This is a genomic window from Actinomadura sp. KC216, assembly GCF_004348535.1.
Lineage (GTDB): Bacteria > Actinomycetota > Actinomycetes > Streptosporangiales > Streptosporangiaceae > Spirillospora.
Window position 1 is genome coordinate 1 of the sequence record NZ_SMJX01000141.1, and the last position, 20,318, is coordinate 20,318.

Sequence of the window (20,318 nt, forward strand, 5' to 3'; positions counted from 1 at the left end):
GGGCGTCCTCGTTCGACGGGCCGCTGCCCGAGGGGGAGTGGCCGCCGATGACCACGGTGTGCATGGCCTCGTTCAGACCGGAGTCGGAATCGGAGTCGCTGCCGGAGCTGGAGCCGGAGGCCTCGCCTTCGGGCGCGCCGGTGGACGCGGCTTCCGGCTCGGCCTCATCGGCGCCGTAGTCGGGAAGCAGCTGGGCGGCCGAGCCCGGCCCCTCGTTCAGCCACTGCGGCGGGGGCGGTGCCTCAGCCGGCTGCCCGGGTTCGGGACGCTCCACCTCGTGGTCGTCATCCGGCTTTCCGGTTGGAGTCACACCCGATCTCCCCGCATCAACTCAGGTGCACGGTCTCCGTGCATTCACAGTCGCCAGCGATGATAGCGGCGCATAAAGGACACGATTCCCTCAGCGGCTGCGCCCCGCGGTGGTGCAGGTCTCGCCGGTGCAGTGGGTGAGCGCGTACAGCAGATCCGAGAGGTAGCGGCGGCGCTGCTCCGGCAGCGTGCGGACGATGTTGTTCAGCTCGTGCGGGTCGCGGCGACGGTCGTAGTACTCGCGTTCCCCGTTGGCGTACTCCACGTACAGCAGGTCGTCGTTGCGGAGCGCGTTGTAGGTGGTCGGGGCACCGGGAAGGGAGTCCTGCCGGTCCGGGTCCTCGGGCGAGGGCGGCGGTTTGACGTGCTCGACCAGCGCCGTCTCCCGCCAGTCGGACGGCCTGCCGCCGCGCAGGAACGGGACGAGCGAGCGGCCGTCGGTCGCGGGCGGCGGCCGGACGCCGCCGAGCTCCAGGAACGTGGGCGCGAGGTCGGTGTTCTGCGCGGTCTCCCCGACCCGGTGACCAGGACGGACGCCCGGCCCCACGACGATGTACGGGACGCGGATGTCGGTGTCGAAGGCGGTCATCTTGCCCCCGGCCAGCCGGTGCTCGCCCATGTGGAAGCCGTTGTCGGAGCCGAAGATCACGTAGGTGTCGCGGTCGAGGCCGAGGTCCTTCAGCGTTGTCCGGATCTGGCCGATCATCTCGTCCACGGACTGGACCATACGGACCCGGTCGCGGAAGCCCGCGTCGATGCGGGCGATCCCCGGCCTGCGCAGGAGGCCGTGCGACCGCAGCCAGGACGGCTTGTCGCGGATGTCCGCCTCGTTGAACGACGGCGCGCGCGGCGCGCGGAGGGTGGGGAACTTGCCGGCATGCCGCGGCGCCGGGACGAACGGCCCGTGCGGCGCGAACGTCGAGACCTCCATGAAGAACGGCTGCGACGACCCTTTGGCCCTCCTGATGAAGTCCAGGCTCTTGGCCGCGAGAACGTCGGTCAGATAGTCCTGCGGCCTGCTGCCGTAGGGGACGATCCGGCCGTTCTCGTTCATGTTGTAGTTGTACTCGGGGTAGCCGTTGCCGGTGACGTACCACTCGGTCCAGCCCGGCGGGACGTACGGACCGGGCCCGCCCTGCGTGTCGTGCGGCCGGTAGCCGTTCATGTACTTGCCGAGCAGCGCGGTGCGGTACCCGGCCTTCTGGAGGAGCGGCGCGAACGACGCCTGCTCGCCGCCCTTCGCCTTGAAGACCTGGTGGCCGCCGTCCGGCGGGAAGTTGGTGCGCACTCCGGTGTTGTGCGGATACCTGCCGGTGAAGATCGTCGCCCGGGAGGTGCAGCACAGCGAGTCCGCCACGAGGAAGTCGTCGAAGGTGAGCCCCTCGCGCTGCATGGCGAGCACCTGCGGCATGTGCGGGACGAGGTTCCAGGAGAGGTCGTCGGTGAGGACGAACACGATGTTCGGCTTCTTCGCCGGCTTGGTCTCCTTGGCGTCGCCGCCCCGCTTGCCCGGCGGCTGGACGCCGTTGCAGCCGCCGAGGCCGAGTGCGGCGACCAGGCAGAACACGGCCGCGAGTCGCCGATGTCGGATCAACGTCCGGGTCTCCTTCGGGATGCGGATGCTGATCAAGCCTAACGAGCGCGGGGACGTTCCGCGCATGAGGGACGTTTTCCCTGTCAGGCGAGGTTCCCGCACCTCACGGCGACAGCGATGGTTCGCCGTACCGTGCGGGTTGTTGGCATGATTCGGGTGCTATGAGGAGGACGGGCGGGGATCCGCGGGCACTCGCGGCGGTGATGCCGCTGGTCGCCGGCGCCGCGATCAGCGTCCTGGTGGCGCTGGTCGTCGGGCTCGCCGTTTCGTGGGGGCCGGTGCCCGGCGTGGCCGACGTCCGGTCCTCCCAGGGGGCGTCGAAAGAGCGGCCGGAGGGCGAGGGGCCGCCGCTGCCGAGCCCGGCCAGTTCCCCGGTGCCGATCGACCCGCCCGGCTACTCGCCCGTGGAGCCGGTGATCCACGGTTCGTTCGCCGATCCGACCGTGATCAAGGTGGCGGGCGGGTACTTCGCGTACGGCACCAACAACTCGTCCGCGGCGATGCCGGTCGCGACGGCGACGACCCCGACCGGGCCCTGGAAGGTGCTGCCCGGCGACGGCCTCGCCAGGCTTCCGGTCTGGGCGATGGAGGGACGGACGTGGGCGCCCGAGGTCGTCCCGCCGGGCGGCGGGTCCGGCTCGTACGTGCTGTACTTCTCGGCCCGCCGCAGGGGCGGTGACGAGCAGTGCATCGGCGTCGCGACGGCGTCGTCGCCGGCCGGGCCGTTCATCCCGAGGGAGGGCGCGCCGTTGGTGTGCCCGCTGAACCTCGGCGGTGCGATCGACCCGGCGTCCTACATTGAGGCGGACGGCACGCGCTACCTGCTCTACAAGAGCGACGACCGGCGGACGGCGGCGATCCACCTCGTCAGGCTGTCGCCGGACGGGCTGGCCCTGGCCGGTCCGCCGAAGCAGATCATGGCGCGGCGCGCGGACGAGCCGGTGCTCGTGGAGGCCCCCGACCTGGTCCGCCGAGGCGGCAAGTACGTGCTGTTCTACGCGGCCGGCTGGTACTTCAAGCCGAACTACCAGACCCGGTACGCGGTCGCGTCGTCGATCGAGGGCCCCTACCTGAAGGCCGCGTCGCCGCTCCAGTCGACCGGCGGGTACGGGGGGAAGATCGTAGGGCCGGGCAGCGCGGACGTGCTCGCCGACGACAGCGGCGACTACCTGATCTTCCACGGCATCCGCGACTACCACGGCGGGACCAGGGTGACGCGGGCCATGTACGTCGCCCGGCTCGGCTGGGACGGTGCGCGTCCCGCCATCCGCGGTGTGCCCGTCCGGTACGAGGCGGAGCGGGCGCGGCTGAACGGCTGCGTGTCCGCATCGGTGCTGTCGTCCGCGTCGGGCGGCCGGGCGATCGGCCCGTTCACGCACGACGGGTGCCGCGTGGACGTGCCCGTGTTCGCGCCCTCCGCCGGGCCGTACGCGGTCGCGGCGCGGTACGCCAACCGGACCGGTTACGACGCCGACCTGGAAGTCTCGGTGAACGGGTACGCCACGACCTCGTTGCGGCTGCCGACCACGGCGCGGCCCGGCTGGGCGTCCGCGACGGCGAAGGTGGAGCTGACCGCCGGCTGGAACACCATCAGCCTGCGGAGGCTGGCGGGGGAGGGGCGGGTCGACTATCTCGAGCTCCGGTAGGGCCCTCAGCTCTCAGGGGGTGTCGCCGCCATGGACGGGACATCGATTCCGACCTCGCGCAGGACCGCCGGCGTGGATCTGGGTCGGCTGGACAGCCCGGCCCTGATCCCGCGGACCATGGCGCGGCGGAGTACCGCCCGGTCCGAGGACCGGGCAAAGGTACGCGCCCAGCGCCGCAGCGTGGACCCCGCGTACAGGACCCGTTCCGCCGGTGCGAGCCCCCGGCTCCCGGTGAACAGCCAGATCTTGTTGCGGACCTCGTAGAAGAAGCGGTCGCCCGGGTCGGCGTCCGTCCCGCCGAAGTCCCTGGTCTTGTGCACGGCGACGCTCGCCGGGCAGAGCAGGCCGCGGCGCCCGCGCAGCAGCCGGGTCGTGAACTCGAAGTCGTCGTTCCAGAGGAAGTAGTCGGCGACGGGGAGCCCGCGTTCCCGCACGTCCTTCGCGTCCACCAGCACGGACACGAAGGACGCGGAGCGGATCGGGACGCAGCCCGCGGCGCGCGCGATCCGCGCCTCGGCCGCCGTCGGCCTGGGCTTCGGGCGCGGCGTGTTCATCGGATGGTCGCGGCCGTCGGTCCATACGACGCGGCCCGCCAGCAGCGCGGGCGGCCCGTCCGCGTCGGTCGTGGCGCGCCGCCGTGCGGCCAGCAGGGCTTCGAGGGCGCCGGGTTCGGGGACCGTGTCGTCGTCGAGCAGCCAGAGGAGGTCGCCGCCGCCGTCCAGCGCGCGGGCGATGCCCGCGCTGAACCCGCCCGCGCCGCCCACGTTCCAGGGCAGCACCAGCAGGTCGACGTCCGGGAACCGGCCGGCGACCATCTCGGCGGTACCGTCCGCGGAAGCGTTGTCGATGACGATGATCCGGTCCGGGACGCGTGACTGCGCCGTGAGTGCGGTGAGCGCCTCGTCCAGGAGCTCGCGCCGGTTGTAGGTGACGACGACCGCAGTGACGGACACGCCTCTGGCCACTCCCGGATCCCATTTCACCGGTTGCGCCTGCCCGCGGCGCGCCGCGCGGCCCGTTGCAGCGGCGCCGACGGGGACGCGGCCGCCTCCAGAAGCCGCTCCAGGCTCTCCCGGACGTCGGCCATCTCGCTGTTCAGGTGCGCGAGCCCGATGCGTTCGTGAGCCAGCGTCAGCTCCCCCAGCAGATGCGCCACGACGCCGACGGACGCGGTCGCGATCAGCTCGTCCGGAACGTCGCCGGGCAGCATGGCGGGACCTGGATCACGCGACGTCGTCAGCTCACCGAGATCCCCGCGCACGTCGTAGCCGGCGGTGCGCACGGTGGTCGCGATCTCCTTGGTTCGCCTCGCGGCCCACTCCGCGTGCCGCTCGGGCAGGCCCATCTGCGGACGGCCGGTCTTGTCAGCGCCCTCGGTGAGGCCGTGACCGACGAGGTACTGGCGGACCATGCGCTCGTAGTCGCCGCCGAGCGCCGGTCCGATCCGCTCGTTCAACCGGCGCAGGAGTTCCGCCTCGATCGCGGACATGGGCTCGTCCGAGGGGATCCCCTCGACGTCGCACGCTCCGGCATCGACACCGATCAGGGCGCGGAAGCGGTCCCACAGCGGGCTCTGGCCGCCGCCCGGCGCGGGCAGGGTGAGCACGTGGACACGCTCCTTCGGGACGGCCGACTCCCAGGCCCCGAGCACCCGCACCGGGTCGTGCAGCCCCCAGAACATCTCGCCGTACGGCTTCGGTGCGTGGACGCCGCGCGCGACGAGGTCGTCCACGAACCGCTCGAACGTGATCGTGTGGGCATGCCGGATCTGCTCCTGCCAGTCCAGGATCAGCTGCCAGCCGAGGTCGCGGGTGGCGAACACCACGTGCACGTCGGCCGGTTCCAGCGCCGCGACGGCCCGCTTGGCCTGCTGCTCGGTGGCACCGCCCAGCAGGCCCTGGGAGAAGACGACGGTGGGGCCCTCCCATTCGCGTGCGCGCTCGGCCATTCTGGCCCACGCGCCGTCCCAGTTCGGCTCGCGGCGCCCGCCCCAGCTCATCTCCCGCAGATCCATGACGGCCGCGAAGTGCTCTTGCGGACCGGTGACCGGGTAGCAGACTCCGGCGTCGGCGAGGCGCCGCCGGTTGTCCCACAGGGCCCGGTGGAGAAAGTCGGTCTCCGCCGCGGGCGCTCCGATGTGCAGGTAGACGGACTTGCCAGGTCCCCCGCCGTCCACCAGGTTCACGGTGTTCATCTCGTTCCCATCTCGGCGTCGGACCGTCGCTCCCCGCTCCAGAACCTCCGGTAGGCGCCGTGCAACCGCCGTGCCGCCGGATAACGCTCGCCTGCGTTCCGCACCGCCCGCTCGACGAGCGGTGCGGCGTCGTGCGCGAGCCGGCCGGTGGTCTCCGCGAGGTCGGCGGAGTCCCTGCGCAGCAGGTCGATCTGGTCGCGGACCGGTGCCCCGGCGCCCGGCACGGTGCCGGCGCGCTCCTCTGTTTCCAGTACACGCCGCAGCAGCGTGGAGATGGCATCGACGCCGACATCGGCCATCTCCGCCCAGCACGGCTCGTCGGGCGGGTGCGCGGGCACTTTCCCCACGACGGGGCCGGATGCGGCCATGGGCATCAGCTCGTACAGGTCGCCCACCACGTGGTACCCGGCGGCGCGCAGATCCTCCGCCATCTCGACGGCCCGTTCGGTCGCCCACGGGACGTGCTCGGCGGGCAGCTCGATCCGCACGGGCGAAGGCCGCGCCGCGAGCACGCGCTGGGCGAGGAAGAGCTTGACGTCGTCGTTGTAGGCGTGCCAGCCGACCCGGTCGTCGAGCGCCTCGTTGAGCCGCAGCAGGAACTGCGTCTCCGGCAGGCCGAGCGAAGGGTTCGCGAATGTGGTGGACAGGTCGTAGTCGTCCGGGACGAGGCCGGTGGCGGTGCAGAAACGCTGCCAGAGCAGGTCGCGCGGAGCGCCCGGCCGGGGCAGCGTGACGACGTGGACCCGTTCCGGCGGCAGATCCGCGCCCCAGCGTCCGAGGACCGCGACGGGGTCCTGCAGGCCCCAGAACAGCCGGGCGCTCTCGAACGTGCGCCAGTTCTGCCGCCGCAGGGCCGCCACGAACTCGGTGAACGGCGTGGTGAACCGGTTCTTGACGTCCTCCTGCCAGTGCGCCGGGATCTGCCGGCCGAGGTCCCGCACGGTGAAGATCACGTGAACGTCGGCGAAATCGAGGTCGGCCATGGCCTGCCGGATGTACGCGGGCCGGGCGGGCGCGAACAGCTCCTGCGAGACGATCACGTCGCCGGGCCAGTCGCGGGCCTCCTCCACCAGCGCGCGCCACGCCCCGCGGTTCCGCGGGTCGGACGCGCCGGAGAAGAACGTCCTTCGAAGGTCGAACGCCGCCCTGACGTGGGCGGCGATGTCCTGGCCCGGGTAGAGGACGCCGCGCTCGCGCAGCCGGTCCCGGTTGTGCCACAGCACGTGCTGGAGGAACGTCGTGCCGCTCTTGGCGGCCCCGACGTGCAGGAAGATCCTCGGGCGGGCACCCGGCGCCGCACCGTCCGCCGTACCGTGGGGCGTGGTGTCCGTGCCGTCGGCGCCGTGCGCCGCACTGCCGGAAGTGGATGGGGCCACCGCGATCCCTGGACTCCTGCGCCGGTACCGATCGAACCCCGGGTATCTTAGCTCCATTCGGTACATACAGACCGGTCGGCGCCGGGCGCGCGGCCAGGTCTTCCGCTCCCCCCGCACGGGATGGACGCCGTCCAGTGAATGTTGATCTCGTGGTGGCCGGTTCCGGTTTCTTCGGGCTGACGGTCGCCGAACGGTGCGCGGCCGAGCTGGGGCTGCGCGTGCTGGTCCTCGACCGGCGCGGCCACATCGGCGGGAACGCCTACAGCGAGATCGAGCCGGAGACGGGCATCGAGGTCCACCGCTACGGCGCGCATCTGTTCCACACGTCCAACGAGCGGGTCTGGGAGTACGCGAACCGGTTCACCGCCTTCACCGGCTACCGGCACCGCGTGTACTCGACGTTCAAGGGCCGCGTCTACTCGATGCCGATCAACCTCGGCACGATCTGCGAGTACTTCGGCCGCGCCTTCACCCCGGACGAGGCGCGGGCGCTGATCGCCGGGCAGGCCGCCGAGGTGACGGACCCGGCGAACCTGGAGGAGAAGGCGATCTCGCTGATCGGGCGCCCGCTGTACGAGGCGTTCATCCGCGGCTACACCGCCAAGCAATGGCAGACCGACCCGCGGGACCTGCCGGCGGAGATCATCACCCGCCTCCCGGTGCGCTACACCTTCGACAACCGGTACTTCAGCGACACCCACGAGGGACTTCCGGTCGACGGCTACACCGCCTGGCTGGAGCGGATGGCCGACCACCCGAACATCGAGGTCCGGCTGAACACCGACTTCCTCGACCTGCGCGACGACGTCGTCGGCAACGTGCCCGTCGTCTACACCGGGCCCCTCGACCGCTACTTCGGTTACGCGGAGGGCGAGCTCGGCTGGCGCACCCTCGACTTCGAGCTTGAGGTCAAGCAGACCGGCGACTTCCAGGGCACCCCGGTCATGAACTACGCGGACGAGGACGTCCCGTACACCCGGACCCACGAATTCCGCCATTTCCATCCCGAGCGGGACGCCTACCCGCCCGACAGGACGGTCATCATGCGGGAGTTCTCGCGGGCCGCCGAGCGCGGCGACGAGCCGTACTACCCGGTCAACACCGCCGCCGACCGCGCCCGCCTGCTCGCCTACCGGGAGCTGGCCGCGCGCGAGCAGGGCGTTTTGTTCGGCGGGCGGCTCGGCACCTACAAATACCTCGACATGCACATGGCCATCGCGAGCGCGCTCGGCATGGTCGACAACAGGCTGCGTCCCCATTTCCGCGGGGTTTCGCGTCTTATGAACGGGGGCCTCGGGGGCCCTTCCGGCCCTGGGGGCCCGTCCTCCCGGGAGGAACACGGAGGTGTGGACGAGTGAGCCGATCCACCGCGGAGGCCGAGGCGGCCACCGACGCCGCGGGCCTGCGCGTCCTGCAGCGGGTCGTGATGCCCGTCGACCGCGACCTGGACGTCCTCAAGCTGTACGTCGAGGGCGAGATCGCGAGGGGCGCGGAGGCGTTCGCGGCCGAGGCCGCCGTCGAGGCCGGTCTCCTGTCCGGGCTCGCCGAGAACGTGGGCCGCCGCAGCGTGGTCGTGCCGGTGGGGCGGCGGGTGTCGTTCGCCACCTACTTCAACGCGTTCCCGGCCAGCTACTGGCGGCGCTGGACGACCGTGGAGGAGGTGGTCCTACGGGTCAGGCTGCGCGGCCAGGCCACCGTGATCGTCTACCGGTCCAGCGCGAAGGGCCACATCCAGCGCGTCGACGCCATCCGGATCGACTCCGAGGAGCCGCGCGAGGAGACGGTCCGGCTGACGCTGCGCCCGTTCATCGACGGCGGCTGGTACTGGATGGACATCCTCGCCGGGGAGGGCGACGCCGTCCTGGAGCGGGCCGACTGGTGCGCCGATCCGGGCACGGCCGGTGAGGTCCCGCAGGGGCGGGTCAGCCTGGGCATCACGACGTTCGACCGGCCGACCTTCTGCGTCGACCAGCTCCTGGCGCTCGGCGAGGCGCCCGAGGTCCTGGACGTGGTGGACGAGATATACGTCGTCGACCAGGGCACGCGCCGGGTCCGCGACGACGGGAACTTCGCGCGGGCGGCGCAGGTGCTCGGGCCGCGGCTCCGCGTGATCGAGCAGGGCAACCTCGGCGGGTCGGGCGGCTTCTCCCGGGCGATGGACGAGACGGTCCGCGCCGGGAAGAGCGACTACGTCCTCCTGCTCGACGACGACGTCGTCACCGAGACCGAGGGCGTGCTGCGCGCGGTCGCGTTCGCCGACTTCGCCCGCACGCCGACGATCGTCGGCGGGCACATGTTCAACCTGTTCGCCCGCTCGCAGCTGCACGCCTACGGCGAGACCATCGGACGGTACCGCTGGTGGTGGGAGGAGGCCCCGCACACCAAGCGGGAGCACGACTTCGCCGTCCCGCCGAACCCGTTCCCGGTCCTGAGCACGAACTCGAACTCGACCCGGCGGGTGAAGAAGAGCTCGGGGAGCCTGCGGGAGACGAGCTGGCTGCACCGGCGCGTGGACGTCGACTACAACGGCTGGTGGATGTGCCTCGTCCCCACCGACGTGGTCCGCAAGGTCGGCCTGTCCATGCCGATGTTCATCAAGTGGGACGACGCCGAGTACTGCGTCCGCGCGGGTGAGGCGGGCTTCCCGACCGTGTCCCTGCCCGGGATGGCCGCCTGGCACGTCCCGTGGCAGGACAAGGACGACGGCATCGACTGGCAGGCGTACTTCCACGAGCGCAACCGGCTGGTCACGGCGCTGCTGCACTCCCCGTACGAGCGGGGCGGCAACCTCCCCAAGGAGAGCTTCATCATCTCGGTGAAGCACGCCCTGGCCATGCAGTACTCCACCGCCGAGCTGATGCTCTCGGCGATCGAGGACGTGCTGAGCGGCCCCGAGCACATGCACGCGGGGATCGCCACGAAGCTCCCCGAGATCCTGGCGTTCCGGGCGGCCTTCCCTGACGCGCAGAACCGCGTCAGCCACGAGGAGTTCCCGCAGGTCCGGATGACCAGGCCGCCGAAGCGGGGACGCGGGTTCAAGCCCCCGAAGGGCACGGTGAACGTGCTGGCGAGCGCGATGCTCGGCACCGTGAAGCAGCTCCGCCCGGTGGACGCGGCGGCGCTCGGCAACCCGCAGGCGGTGGTGCCGCACATCGACCGGCACTGGGGCCTGCTGTCGCAGCTCGACAGCGCGCTGGTCTCGTCCGCCGACGGCACGAAGGTCGCCTGGTACCAGCGCGACCCCGAGCGGTTCAGGAAGCTGCTGAAGCGGACGTCGGTGCTGCACGCGCGGCTCAGCCGGGAATGGCCCGAGCTGAGCCGCCGGTACCGGGCGGCCATGGCGGAGCTCGCCTCACCGGACGCATGGCGCGCGACGTTCGACGCGTCCACGCCCGCCGCGGCGGACTCGAAGGTCGTCGAGGACGGGCGGGAATGACGGTCACGCCGCTCCGCGCCGACGCGGGGCTCCGGCCGCCCGGCCGCGACGGCGGGCTGCGGCGGACCTTCCGGAGCAAGTACCTGCTGCGGCTGCTGGTGCGCCGGGAACTGCGTGCCCGCTACAAAGGGTCTCTGCTGGGCCTCGGCTGGTCCTACGTCCGGCCGGCGGTGCATTTCGCCGTCTACTTCTACGTCATCGGCGTCTTCCTCGGCTTGGACCAACTGATCGAGCACTTTCCCGTCTACCTGTTCTCGGGCATGGTGCTGATCAACCTGTTCACCGAGACGCTGCATTCGGCGACTCGCTCGGTGACCGGCAACGCCGCGCTCGTGCGGAAGGTGTTCCTGCCACGGGAGCTGTTCCCGACGGCGTCGGCGCTGGTTTCGCTGGTGCACTTCCTGCCGGGCCTGACGATCCTGCTGGGCGCGTCCGTCGCCACGGGATGGCGGCCGTCGCCCGGCAGCGCCGCCGCGGCCCTGCTCGGGTTCGCGATCATCGCCGTCCTCGGGCTCGGTCTCGGGCTGCTGTGCGCGGCCGTCAACGTGTTCTTCCGCGACCTGGAGCAGGTCGTGGACATCCTCATGATCGTCATCACCTGGTCGGTGCCGATGATCTACCCGTGGACGCACGTCCGCGAGCACGCGCCCGGCTGGGTCCTGGACGTGTACCTCGCCAACCCGCTCGTCAGCGCCGTGTCCCTGTTCCAGCGGGCCTTCTGGTTCCCCGGGACCGGCGGCGACTTCGCGTTCCCGCCCGACCTGTACGCCCGCGCGGGCATCTCCCTGGCCGTCAGCCTGCTGGTCTTCGCCGCCGGGCACGCGGCGTTCGCCCGCATGCAGAAGCGTTTCGCGCAGGAGCTGTAGCCGTGACCCCCTCGATCGTCATCGACCGCGTCACGAAGAACTTCACGCTGCGGCACGCGCGCTCGATCAAGGAGATGAGCGTCCGCGCGTACCGCCGCCAGCGCCTCTCGGACCGCTTCCGCGCGCTGGACGAGGTGAGCCTCACGATCGGCCAGGGCGAGACCGTCGCGCTGATGGGGTTGAACGGGTCGGGCAAGAGCACGCTGCTCAAGCTCATCTCCGGGGTCATGCAGCCGGACGAGGGGTCGGTGCTCGTCCGGGGCCGCGTCGCCGGGCTGATCGACGTGGGCGCCGGGCTGCACCCGGAGCTGACGGGGCGCGAGAACGTCTTCCTCAACGGGGCGATCCTCGGCATGTCCCAGGCGGAGATCACGCGGAAGTTCGACGCGATCGCGGAGTTCTCCGGCGTCGAGCGCTTCCTGGACGACCAGGTGAAGTTCTACTCGTCCGGCATGTTCATGCGGCTGGCGTTCTCGATCGCCGCGCACACCGAGCCGGACGTGTTCCTGATCGACGAGGTGCTGGCGGTCGGCGACCCGCCGTTCCGGGAGAAGTGCCTGGCCCGCATCCGCGAGCTGCGCGGCGAGGGCCGCACGATGGTCATCGTCGCGCACGACATCCGGATGCTGGTCGGGCTCTGCGACCGCGGCGTCACGCTGCGCCAGGGCAGGGTCATCTTCGACGGGGCGACCGAGGAGGCCGGCCGGCTGGTGCGCGAGGACCGTGCTGCGCGCCGCGCCGCCGCGGAAACCGCGTCCCGATCGGGCTTCGCGACCGGGCCCGCACAGGGAGATACCGGTGGATAGGGTGTCCCGAGCCGCGGCCGGGGGCCGCGTCCGCCGGTGCGAGAGCACGGGAGACCGGTGCAGGACCAGGGGAGTGAAGCGGTGTTGACCAAGCAGGAGTCGGTGTGCCCGTTGCTCGACGACGTCCATCGCATCATCGCCGACCGGTCGTGCTCCGTGCTGTCCCTGGACATCTTCGACACGGTGCTGTGGCGGCGGGTCCCCCGACCGACGGACGCGTTCGCGCTGCTCGGCTCCCGGTTGCGGGACGCGGGGCTCTGCCCGCCATGGGTGACGGACGCGACGTTCCGCCGGATGCGGATCGCCGCCGAGGACACGGCCCGCCGCGGCCGTGGCGCCCTCGGTAGCGAGGTCTCGCTGTTCGACATCTGGCGCGCCATGCCCGCCGGGATCTTCGGTACAGCACCGCTTGAGCAGCTCGTCGGGGCCGAGCTGCGGCTGGAACGCGAGCTGACCGTCGTCGACCTCGACGTCGCCGAGCTCGTGAAGTCCGCGCGGAAACAGGACGTCCAGGTCGTCCTCGTCTCCGACACCTACTTCACCGAGGACCAGCTCGCGCACCTGCTCGACCGTCCGGAGCTCGGCCCGATGGAGGACGTGCGGATCTTCCGGTCGAACCAGCACGGGACCGCCAAGGCCTCCGGCCTCTGGGAGATCGTCCTTCGCGACCTGGGGCGCAGCCCGGAGCAGCTGGTGCACGTCGGCGACCACGAGGTCGCCGACCACGAGGTGCCGTCCGAGCTGGGCATCCGCACCGTCCACTACCGCCGGACCGACGAGCCGTACCTGGACGTGCTGAAACGCGAACGGGAGCCCGTCGAGCCGTTCGGTGATCACGCCCCCGACCTGGACGACCGGCACGGCGACTTCGGCCTCACCAGCCTGCGTGCCAAGGCCGTCCGGGCGGGTGTACCGTTCACCACGTCCGCGCTGGACGTCGCGTGGCGCTACGGGGCCGGCGTCCTCGGCCCGGTGCTGACCGGCTTCGCGGAATGGGCCGCCGCCAAGGCGCACGAGGCGGGCTTCCGCAGGCTGTGGTGCCCGATGCGCGAGGGCGAGCTGCTGTCCCGGCTGATCAACGAGGCGGCCCGCGCGCGCGGCTGGGACGTCGAGGCCAGGCCCATCTGGCTGTCGCGGTTCGTGACGTCGCTGGCCGCCCTCGACCCGCATGAAACCGATGCGGTGCACGCGTTCATCCGCAGCGGTTACCGGCTGACCGTCCGGCAGACGCTGTCCGTCCTGGGGCTTCGTCCAGGCGATGTGCCGAGCCTCGCGGCCGAGCTGGACACCGTCATCGACAACGGCGACATCGCGGGCCGCGCGGCCCGCGCGCTGACCGAGACGCCGCACCTGTGCAACCGGCTCGCCGTGACGGTCACCGCCGCCCGCGAACGCATGATCAAGTCGCTGCGGAAGGCGGGCGCCCTGGACGACGCGGCGGCGCCCGGCGCCCTGGACGGTCCGGTCGGCGAGGACGCCGAGCTGACGCTCGTCGACCTCGGCTGGGGCGGGACGATCCAGCTGCAGCTCGCCAAGGCCCTGGAGATCGCGCGGATCGGCGTCCGGGTGTCCGGGCTGTACCTGGCCACCGGCATCCGGGCCGAGCGGGTGTACCTGGCCGGGCTCCGCGCCGAGGGGTACCTCGCGCAGGCGGGGAACCCGGAGCGCGTCGCCTCGACCATCACCCGCAGCCCCGAGATCGTGGAGCAGTGTGTCAGCGCGCTGTGCGGGTCGCTGCTCGGCTTCACCGAGGACGGTGAGCCCGTCCTCGGCGAGACGTCCGACACCCCCACCCAGAACGCGGAGCGGCGGACGGTCCAGGACGGCGTCCTGGCGTTCCAGCACCTGTGGAACAGGTACGTCACCGCGGCCGGCGGCGGCTGGCCCGACCTCACCCGTCCGGGGCCCGGCCGTGACCGGCTGGCGCGGATCCTGGTGACCGCGCTCCGCTCGCCGATCGCCGACGAGGCCGCCGTGTTCGGCAACTGGACCCACGAGGACAACTTCGGGTCCTCCCTCGTCACGACCCTGATGCCCGCCGACCTGAAGCCGCTCGTCCCGTACCTGTCGCCCGGCGACCTCGACGACCTGGGCATGCGCGACTCGTTCTGGCCCGCGCTGATCGCCGCGTCCGACACCGGGCTCGGCGCGATGGCGCGGGCCATCGCCGACGACGCGATCGGCCCGGAGGCGTTCGACCCGGCCGGTGAGCCGTACGAGACGCGGCTGCGCTACCGGACCGCGGACGACCAGTGGCACGACCCCATCCGCCGCCGGGTGCGGATCAACCACAACGGTCTGTCGTTCGCCCGGATCGCGTTCGAGCACCACGACACCGTCGACATCTCACTGGCGATCCCGGGCCGTCCCGCGATCGTGCGGGTCGACTGGATCGAGGCCGTGGTGATCGCCGGTGGCCGCCGCCGGGAGCGGGTGCTCCGCTGGGACCGGCCGGAGGACTTCGTCGGCCTGCACTACGCCGACTGCCGCTATCTCGGCGGCAGCCTGATGGAGTTCGACACCTCCTACGCGGCCGTGTGGCTCCCGCTCGCCCGCCGCGCCGGGACGCCGGTGGTGTCGTCCGCGCAGGTCACCGTCGCGTTCGCGATGCTCCCGCAGTCCATGACCGGAATGGCGCCGCGGATGCCGGTGGACCGCAGGGCCGAGCGGTCCGCGCGGGCCGCGCGCCTGTCCGAGCGGCTCCGCGAGGAGTACCGGACGGCCGGCGTCAAGGGCGTCGCGGCCGGCGCCGGACGAGTTGCCAGGAGGAAGCTCGGTGACACCAGATGAGCCCGCGCGGGAGCCGGGCGACCGGCCGGGACGGCAGGTGACCCAGATGACGGGCTCCCGAGAGGACCCGCACGCGCAGGCACGCGCCGCCCGCGCGCAGCCGCTGCTGCTGCACTCGATGTCGACGTTCCGGGAACTGTTCGAGACGATCTTCGCGCACCGCGAGATCGCCACGGTGGTCGAGGTCGGCGTGGAGTCCGGGCAGGTCAGCTCCGTGTACGCCGACCTCGGCGCGACGGTGTACTGCGTCGAGCCGGCGCCGGACGACGAGCTGTGCGCCGTCCTCGCCGACGACCCGAGGCTGAACCTGGTCGAGGGCCTGTCCCCGGCGGTGCTCGGCGACCTTCCGGTCGCCGACCTGTACGTCCTGGACGGCGACCACAACTACGCGGTCGTCCGCGCGGAACTCGCGTGGATCATGGAGAACGCGCCCGACGCGGTCGTCGTCCTGCACGACGTGCTGTGGCCGTGCGGGCGCCGTGACTTCTACTACCAGCCGTCCCCTCTCCCGCACGAGGACGTGCACCCCGCCGCGGCGGACGGACCGACGGTCTGGCACGACGAGCTCACCCCCGCCGGGTTCGTGGGCGACGGCGTGTTCACGGCCGCGGTGGAGGCCGGCGGGCCGCGCAACGGCGTCCTCACGGCCGTCGAGGACACGCTGGACGAGGCCGGGGGCGACTGGCGGCTCGCGATCGTCCCCGCGGTGTTCGGGTTCGGCCTCCTGATGAAGGCGTCCGCTCCCGGTGCGGAGGCGATCTTCGAGGCGCTGCGTCCCCTCACGTCCTCGGCCCTTCTCGCGGCCCTGGAGAACAACCGGATCGCCCTCTATACCCGCGTCCTCCAGCTGCAGTACGAAGCGGCGGCCCGGACGGACGACGCGGACCGCCTGGCCGAGATCGCCACCGCCCAGCAGCGGGAGATCGCGGCCCTGCGGTCCGAGCTCGACCGCGCCAAGGCCGAGCATGCCGCGGCACGGCGGGACCTGCAGCGGGTGAGGGACGCCTCCGCCCCGCCGCCCCCTCCGGGTCCGGAATTGGGAGAGGCCGTGTCGCACCTGGGACGGGCGCTCTCCGCACACCTCCGCAGGAACCCCGGCCGGCCGCGATGAACCCCGCCGTCTCCACGAAGCGGCTCCGCCTGATCGTGGCCCTGGCGTTCGCGGGCTTCTTCGCTCTCGGTGCCGGCTGGGCCATCGCCCTGCCCTGGGACGGCGGACCGGACGAGCAATCGCACATCACCCGCGCCGCCGGCGTCGTCGGCGGGGACTTCGCCGCGCCCCCGGAATACCTCCCCGTGGTCGGCATCCCGCGGCCGATGCCCGGGTCGCACCAGACCATCCCGGGCGGTGTCGCCCACCCGTCGCCGCCGTGCTTCGCGTGGAAACCGCAGCAGCCCGCAAGCTGCGAGAACGTGCCCGCCAAGCCGCCGCACACCCCCGTGGAGCAGTTCACGGCCGGCGCCGGGCGCTACCAGCCCACCTATTACGCCATCGTCGGCTGGCCGCTGAAGTGGTGGCCCGGTGAAGGCGGGCTGCTGGCCGCTCGGCTGGTCAGCGCCGCGCTGTCGGCCGCCTTCCTGGCCGCCGCCGTCTACAGCGTGCTGGCGTGGTCCCGGCGGCCCTTCCTGCTCGCCGGGCTCCTGGTCGCCGCGACGCCGATGGCGATGCACCTCGCGGGTGTGATCAACGCCAACGGGCTGGAGGTCACGGCGGCGATCGCGATGTGGACGGCGCTGATCCCGCTCGTGCTCGGCAAGGCCCCGCCCGATCGGCGGCTCCTGATACTGGCCGGAGTCTCGGCCGTGACGGTGGCATGGAGCCGCCCGGACGGCCCGATGACCGTCGCGATCGCCCTGCTGATCCTGGTCGGGACGGCCGGACGCGCCCGCCTCGGCGAGCTGGTGCGCAACCGGGGCTCCTGGATCACGGGAGCGGTCATGACGCTGGCCTGTCTGGGCTCGGCGATCTGGACGCTTGCGATGAAGGCCACCGAGCTGATCCCGGTTCCCGGTGGAGCGGGGCTCGGCCCCGGCGACGCGCTGCGGGTGGTCATCGTCGAGCGGACGTCCTTCTACCTGAAGTCCATGGTCGGCCTGTTCGGCTGGGTGGACGTCGAGATGCCCGACGCCTACTACGCGGTCTGGTTCGGCGCGACGGGCTTCCTGGTCATCGCCGCGCTGGCGTCCGGAAACCGGGTCGACCGGGCCCGTCTCGCGCTGGTGCTGGCGGGTGCGTTCGCGCTACCGCTCTGGATGGACGTCATCGGCGCGGAGAAGGACGGGATGATGGCGCAGGGCCGCTACATCCTGCCGAGCGCGGTCGGCGCCGCGGTGCTCGCCGCGCACATCGTCGGCGAACGCGACCTGCTCGATCGGCGAATCGCCCGCTCGGTCACCGGCTGGCTGGCGACCGCGATCCTGCCCGCGCATCTGATCGCGCTGGCCTACACGATGATCAGGTATCAGCACGGCCTGTACGCCAAGATCCCGGCCGTGAACCCGCTGACCGGCGATTGGCTGCCGAGGTACGGGCCCGTCACGGCGCTGGGGGTTGCGGCGGCCGGACTGGCCGCGCTGGGCGCGATGACCTGGCTTGCCACCGCCACCCCGGCCACCGGGGACGCGGGACCCCAGAAGGAGGTATCTGGAAATGACGGACTACGTCTCGACCGTGGCGATCCATCAGAACACCTGGGGGACCTTCCTCGAGCCTGATCCTGGCCTGGCCGACGCCGAGCACCCACACGAGGCCCTGAAGATCCCGATTCAGGGCGGGCACCATGCCGAGCTCGACATCTTCGCCGGCAAGAACGCGGTCTTCGACCGCATGGCCGCCCGGATCCAGAGCGTGGGCATCGCCTACGAGGACCAGTGCAGCGCCTACCACTACTTCGACCTCTTCGGCCGCGTCGAACGCTGCCACGGCGAACTGTCCAGGCTGGTTGATGTGGGCGTCTTCATGGGCGGCTCGGCGGCCGTCTTGGCCGGCTGCGTCGAGCCCATGGGCCTGGAACTCGACCTCGTCGACGTCAACGACGCGTACCTGCAGTTCACCTACGAACGGCTGCGCCGCGCCTTCCCGCGCGCCATGACCCGGATCCGCATGTTCCACGGGGACCTGCCGACCTACGCGGCCCGCGTGCTGGCCACCGAGGCGCAGACCCGGGCGCTGGTCCACCATGACGGTGCGCACAGCTTCGACCAGGTCATCCGGGACGTGAGCGCGCTGTACTTCGTCCGCGAACGGGTGCACGGCATGGCCATCCAGGGCACGCACCTGCGCGGCGACATCAGGTATCTCAACTTCGTCGACGCCGCCGTCTACGCGATGTTCGGCGTCGGCGTGAAGTACGAACCGCTCGGCGCGAACTTCCCCGCGGACGCGCCGGTGACCGTCCCGAACGAATGGGATGGGAACTACTTCCTGGCCGGCCAGCCGGAGGGCATGTACGTGCCGTTCGACGGCGTCGAGTGGAAGTACCCGCATCCGATGATGGAGCTGGAGGACTTCCTGCCAGGGGAGGGACCGTCCGGCGGCTGAGGGCGGTTGACCGCCGTGGCCGGATGTGGTCACGATGTCCGGAGAGGGGTGTCCGATCTTTCCTGCAGGTTGGCCTGGTGACCGAATTGACGAGGAGAGTCGGGGATCTGGCGGCCTGTTCCATTGAATGAGACGCGGGGATGCCGCAAGCTCTTTACCCTGTGCTGTGTAGACCGATGTAGGAAACCACCCGGCCACCCCCGGCGTTCCATACATTCCCGCGACTCCAGGGGTCTCTCGACGTGACGGACATGGCGAGCGGGTCCGCGATGGCGCGGCTGACACAGCCCGACCGCGTCTACGTGGGCTGGCGTTACGCGCAGGTGCACCCCGATCCGGGGCCGCCTCCCGGGCGCCCCGAGCGGCCCGAACAGCCGCCGCCGGCGGCTCCGGCGCGGCAGCCGGGCGAGCACATGGCGGCGAGCCCGCTGCGCATCGTGTTCGGCGGGGCCCTCGCCTGCGTCGTCCTGTTCCTGCTGTGCGGCATCGCGGGCGTCATCCCGTGGGCGTTCGTCGGCGTCGCGCTGCTGGCCTTCGCGATCGTGCTGGGCATCACCGGCGGCGCCCTCTGGCGGGACGAGCAAAGCGTCCGCGAGCGGATCGCGCACGAGCGCGACATCGCAGAGCGCGCGCGGGACATCCGCGAGCGGGAGATGGACGCGGCCGAGAAGGAGTACGCGAAGGCCCGCTCCGACTGGGAGCGCCGCAGGTCGGCATACGAGGGGCAGCGCGAGTGGTATCCGGTCGCCGTCCCGCCCGGCGTCGACCGGGTGGACGTCGTCGGCGGGACGCTCGCCGGCTGGTCCGCGGCCGTCACGACGATGGGCGCGGCGCGGCTGGCGGTCGGGGCCCGGCTCACCGTCATCGACCTGTCCGAGGGCGCCGTCGCGCACGACCTGCTCCGCCTGGCCGCCGACCGCGGCGACGACCCCCTCGTGTGGGTCCTGCCCAACGACCTCCCGCGCCTGGACGTCACGCGCGGCCTGGGCCCCGAGGCGCTCGCCGACGTGCTGTCGCTGGTGGTCAGCGCGGGCGAGGAGGAGGGCGGCACTCGCGACCTGTCGTTCGACAACTCGATCCTGGAGCGGATCATCGACGTCCTCGGCCCGGACGCGACGATCCCGCGGATCACCGCGGCGCTGCGCGTCCTGGCCCAGGTCGGCGACCCGCGCGACGACCTCCGCAAGGGCCTGCTCAACGACGATCAGCTGGAGCGGATCGCGACGCTCTTCGGCCGCGACGCCACCGACCGCATCGTCGTCCGCCGCGCCTGGGCCCTGGAGGCGCAGCTCCGGAAACTGGACAAGCTCGCCACCGAGCCGGTGCGGCTGCCGCCGTCCCGCCTGCACGTGGTCTCGATGGACAGGCGCGCGGGCGTCCTCACCAACCGGATCCTCGGAACATACGTGACCACCGCGCTCACCCACCGGATCAGGGAGGCCCCGCCCGGCGGCCGCTGGGACCACACGCTGTTCCTGTGCGGCGCCGAGAAGCTGCGCGGGGACGTCCTGGACCGGCTCATCGACGCCTGCGAGGCCACCGGAACCGGGCTCGTGCTGATGTACCGGTCGATCCCGGGCCACGTCCGCGAGCGCCTCGGACGCCGCGGGCACGCCGCAGTCGGTTTCATGCGGCTCGGCAACCCCGAGGACGCCCGCGTCGCCGCCGAGCATATCGGCGCCGGGCAGCCGCTGCTGGTCGCGGAGATCACCGACTCGGCGGGCGAGACGCTGTTCGACGTCGCGGGGGAGAGCTACGCC

Annotated in this window: 15 protein-coding genes; 10 read left to right on the forward strand and 5 right to left on the reverse strand. The window is 71.8% G+C overall.

What is annotated here, in order from left to right:
- Together E1264_RS23460 and E1264_RS23465 are read right to left on the reverse strand one after the other, a co-directional pair.
- A partial coding sequence (locus tag E1264_RS23460) for a hypothetical protein (protein WP_207936103.1) occupies nt 1-310 on the reverse strand: 310 nt, incomplete at its 3' end.
- Between the two features lie 90 nt (nt 311-400).
- Entirely contained in the window at nt 401-1,903 is a 1,503-nt protein-coding gene (locus tag E1264_RS23465) for a sulfatase (protein WP_165964330.1), read from the reverse strand.
- A gap of 161 nt (nt 1,904-2,064) precedes the next feature.
- Here E1264_RS23465 and E1264_RS23470 point away from each other — a divergent pair, with 161 nt between their 5' ends.
- Entirely contained in the window at nt 2,065-3,549 is a 1,485-nt protein-coding gene (locus E1264_RS23470) for a family 43 glycosylhydrolase (RefSeq protein ID WP_132177006.1), read from the forward strand.
- Nucleotides 3,550-3,554: 5 nt separating this feature from the next.
- Here the strand turns inward: E1264_RS23470 and E1264_RS23475 are convergent, their stop codons facing one another.
- Genes E1264_RS23475 through E1264_RS23485 form a run of 3 tightly spaced genes read right to left on the reverse strand, consistent with a single transcriptional unit; the run spans nt 3,555 to nt 7,119 of the window.
- On the reverse strand, nt 3,555-4,502 hold the full coding sequence (locus E1264_RS23475) for a glycosyltransferase (RefSeq protein ID WP_132177008.1): 948 nt from the start codon (nt 4,500-4,502) through the stop codon (nt 3,555-3,557).
- Nucleotides 4,503-4,528: 26 nt separating this feature from the next.
- Nucleotides 4,529-5,743: a hypothetical protein gene (locus E1264_RS23480; protein WP_132177010.1), complete on the reverse strand. Its 1,215-nt coding sequence runs from the start codon at nt 5,741-5,743 to the stop codon at nt 4,529-4,531.
- Nucleotides 5,740-7,119, reverse strand: coding sequence for a hypothetical protein (locus E1264_RS23485; protein WP_132177012.1), 1,380 nt, complete (start codon nt 7,117-7,119; stop codon nt 5,740-5,742). The genes E1264_RS23480 and E1264_RS23485 overlap by 4 nt, the downstream gene beginning before the upstream one ends.
- 134 nt (nt 7,120-7,253) lie before the next feature.
- Between E1264_RS23485 and glf the strand changes: the two genes are divergently transcribed.
- From glf to E1264_RS23530, 9 genes are all read left to right on the forward strand, one after another.
- On the forward strand, nt 7,254-8,477 hold the full coding sequence (gene glf, locus E1264_RS23490; RefSeq protein ID WP_243711122.1) for a UDP-galactopyranose mutase: 1,224 nt from the start codon (nt 7,254-7,256) through the stop codon (nt 8,475-8,477).
- Complete coding sequence (locus E1264_RS23495) at nt 8,474-10,555, forward strand: glycosyltransferase (protein ID WP_243711123.1); 2,082 nt, start codon at nt 8,474-8,476, stop codon at nt 10,553-10,555. The genes glf and E1264_RS23495 overlap by 4 nt, the downstream gene beginning before the upstream one ends.
- Nucleotides 10,552-11,421, forward strand: a complete 870-nt coding sequence (locus E1264_RS23500; RefSeq protein ID WP_132177016.1) for an ABC transporter permease — start codon at nt 10,552-10,554, stop codon at nt 11,419-11,421. The genes E1264_RS23495 and E1264_RS23500 overlap by 4 nt, the downstream gene beginning before the upstream one ends.
- Nucleotides 11,422-11,423: 2 nt before the next feature.
- The gene (locus E1264_RS23505) at nt 11,424-12,227 is read left to right on the forward strand and encodes an ABC transporter ATP-binding protein (RefSeq protein ID WP_243711124.1); all 804 of its coding nucleotides are present in this window, start codon (nt 11,424-11,426) and stop codon (nt 12,225-12,227) included.
- 81 nt (nt 12,228-12,308) lie between these two features.
- A complete protein-coding gene (locus tag E1264_RS23510; protein ID WP_132177018.1) occupies nt 12,309-15,017 on the forward strand; it encodes an HAD family hydrolase in 2,709 nt (902 codons plus the stop codon).
- On the forward strand, nt 15,004-16,128 hold the full coding sequence (locus E1264_RS23515; RefSeq protein WP_207936105.1) for a class I SAM-dependent methyltransferase: 1,125 nt from the start codon (nt 15,004-15,006) through the stop codon (nt 16,126-16,128). Before E1264_RS23510 ends, E1264_RS23515 begins: the two co-directional genes overlap by 14 nt.
- Entirely contained in the window at nt 16,125-17,732 is a 1,608-nt protein-coding gene (locus tag E1264_RS23520; protein ID WP_132177020.1) for a DUF2142 domain-containing protein, read from the forward strand. The genes E1264_RS23515 and E1264_RS23520 overlap by 4 nt, the downstream gene beginning before the upstream one ends.
- Nucleotides 17,668-18,558 (forward strand): class I SAM-dependent methyltransferase, encoded by an 891-nt coding sequence (locus E1264_RS23525; RefSeq protein WP_132177022.1) that lies wholly within the window; start codon nt 17,668-17,670, stop codon nt 18,556-18,558. Before E1264_RS23520 ends, E1264_RS23525 begins: the two co-directional genes overlap by 65 nt.
- Before the next feature lie 251 nt (nt 18,559-18,809).
- Nucleotides 18,810-20,318, forward strand: a 1,509-nt coding sequence (locus tag E1264_RS23530; RefSeq protein ID WP_165964331.1) for a hypothetical protein, incomplete at its 3' end; no start/stop codon positions are given.

Bases quoted from the DNA above. Each gene is read 5' to 3' on its own strand.
- E1264_RS23470 (WP_132177006.1), top strand. From the start codon at position 2,065: ATGAGGAGGACGGGCGGGGATCCGCGGGCACTCGCGGCGGTGATGCCG.
- E1264_RS23480 (WP_132177010.1), bottom strand. From the start codon at position 5,743: ATGAACACCGTGAACCTGGTGGACGGCGGGGGACCTGGCAAGTCCGTC.
- E1264_RS23500 (WP_132177016.1), top strand. From the start codon at position 10,552: ATGACGGTCACGCCGCTCCGCGCCGACGCGGGGCTCCGGCCGCCCGGC.
- E1264_RS23520 (WP_132177020.1), top strand. From the start codon at position 16,125: ATGAACCCCGCCGTCTCCACGAAGCGGCTCCGCCTGATCGTGGCCCTG.
- E1264_RS23525 (WP_132177022.1), top strand. From the start codon at position 17,668: ATGACGGACTACGTCTCGACCGTGGCGATCCATCAGAACACCTGGGGG.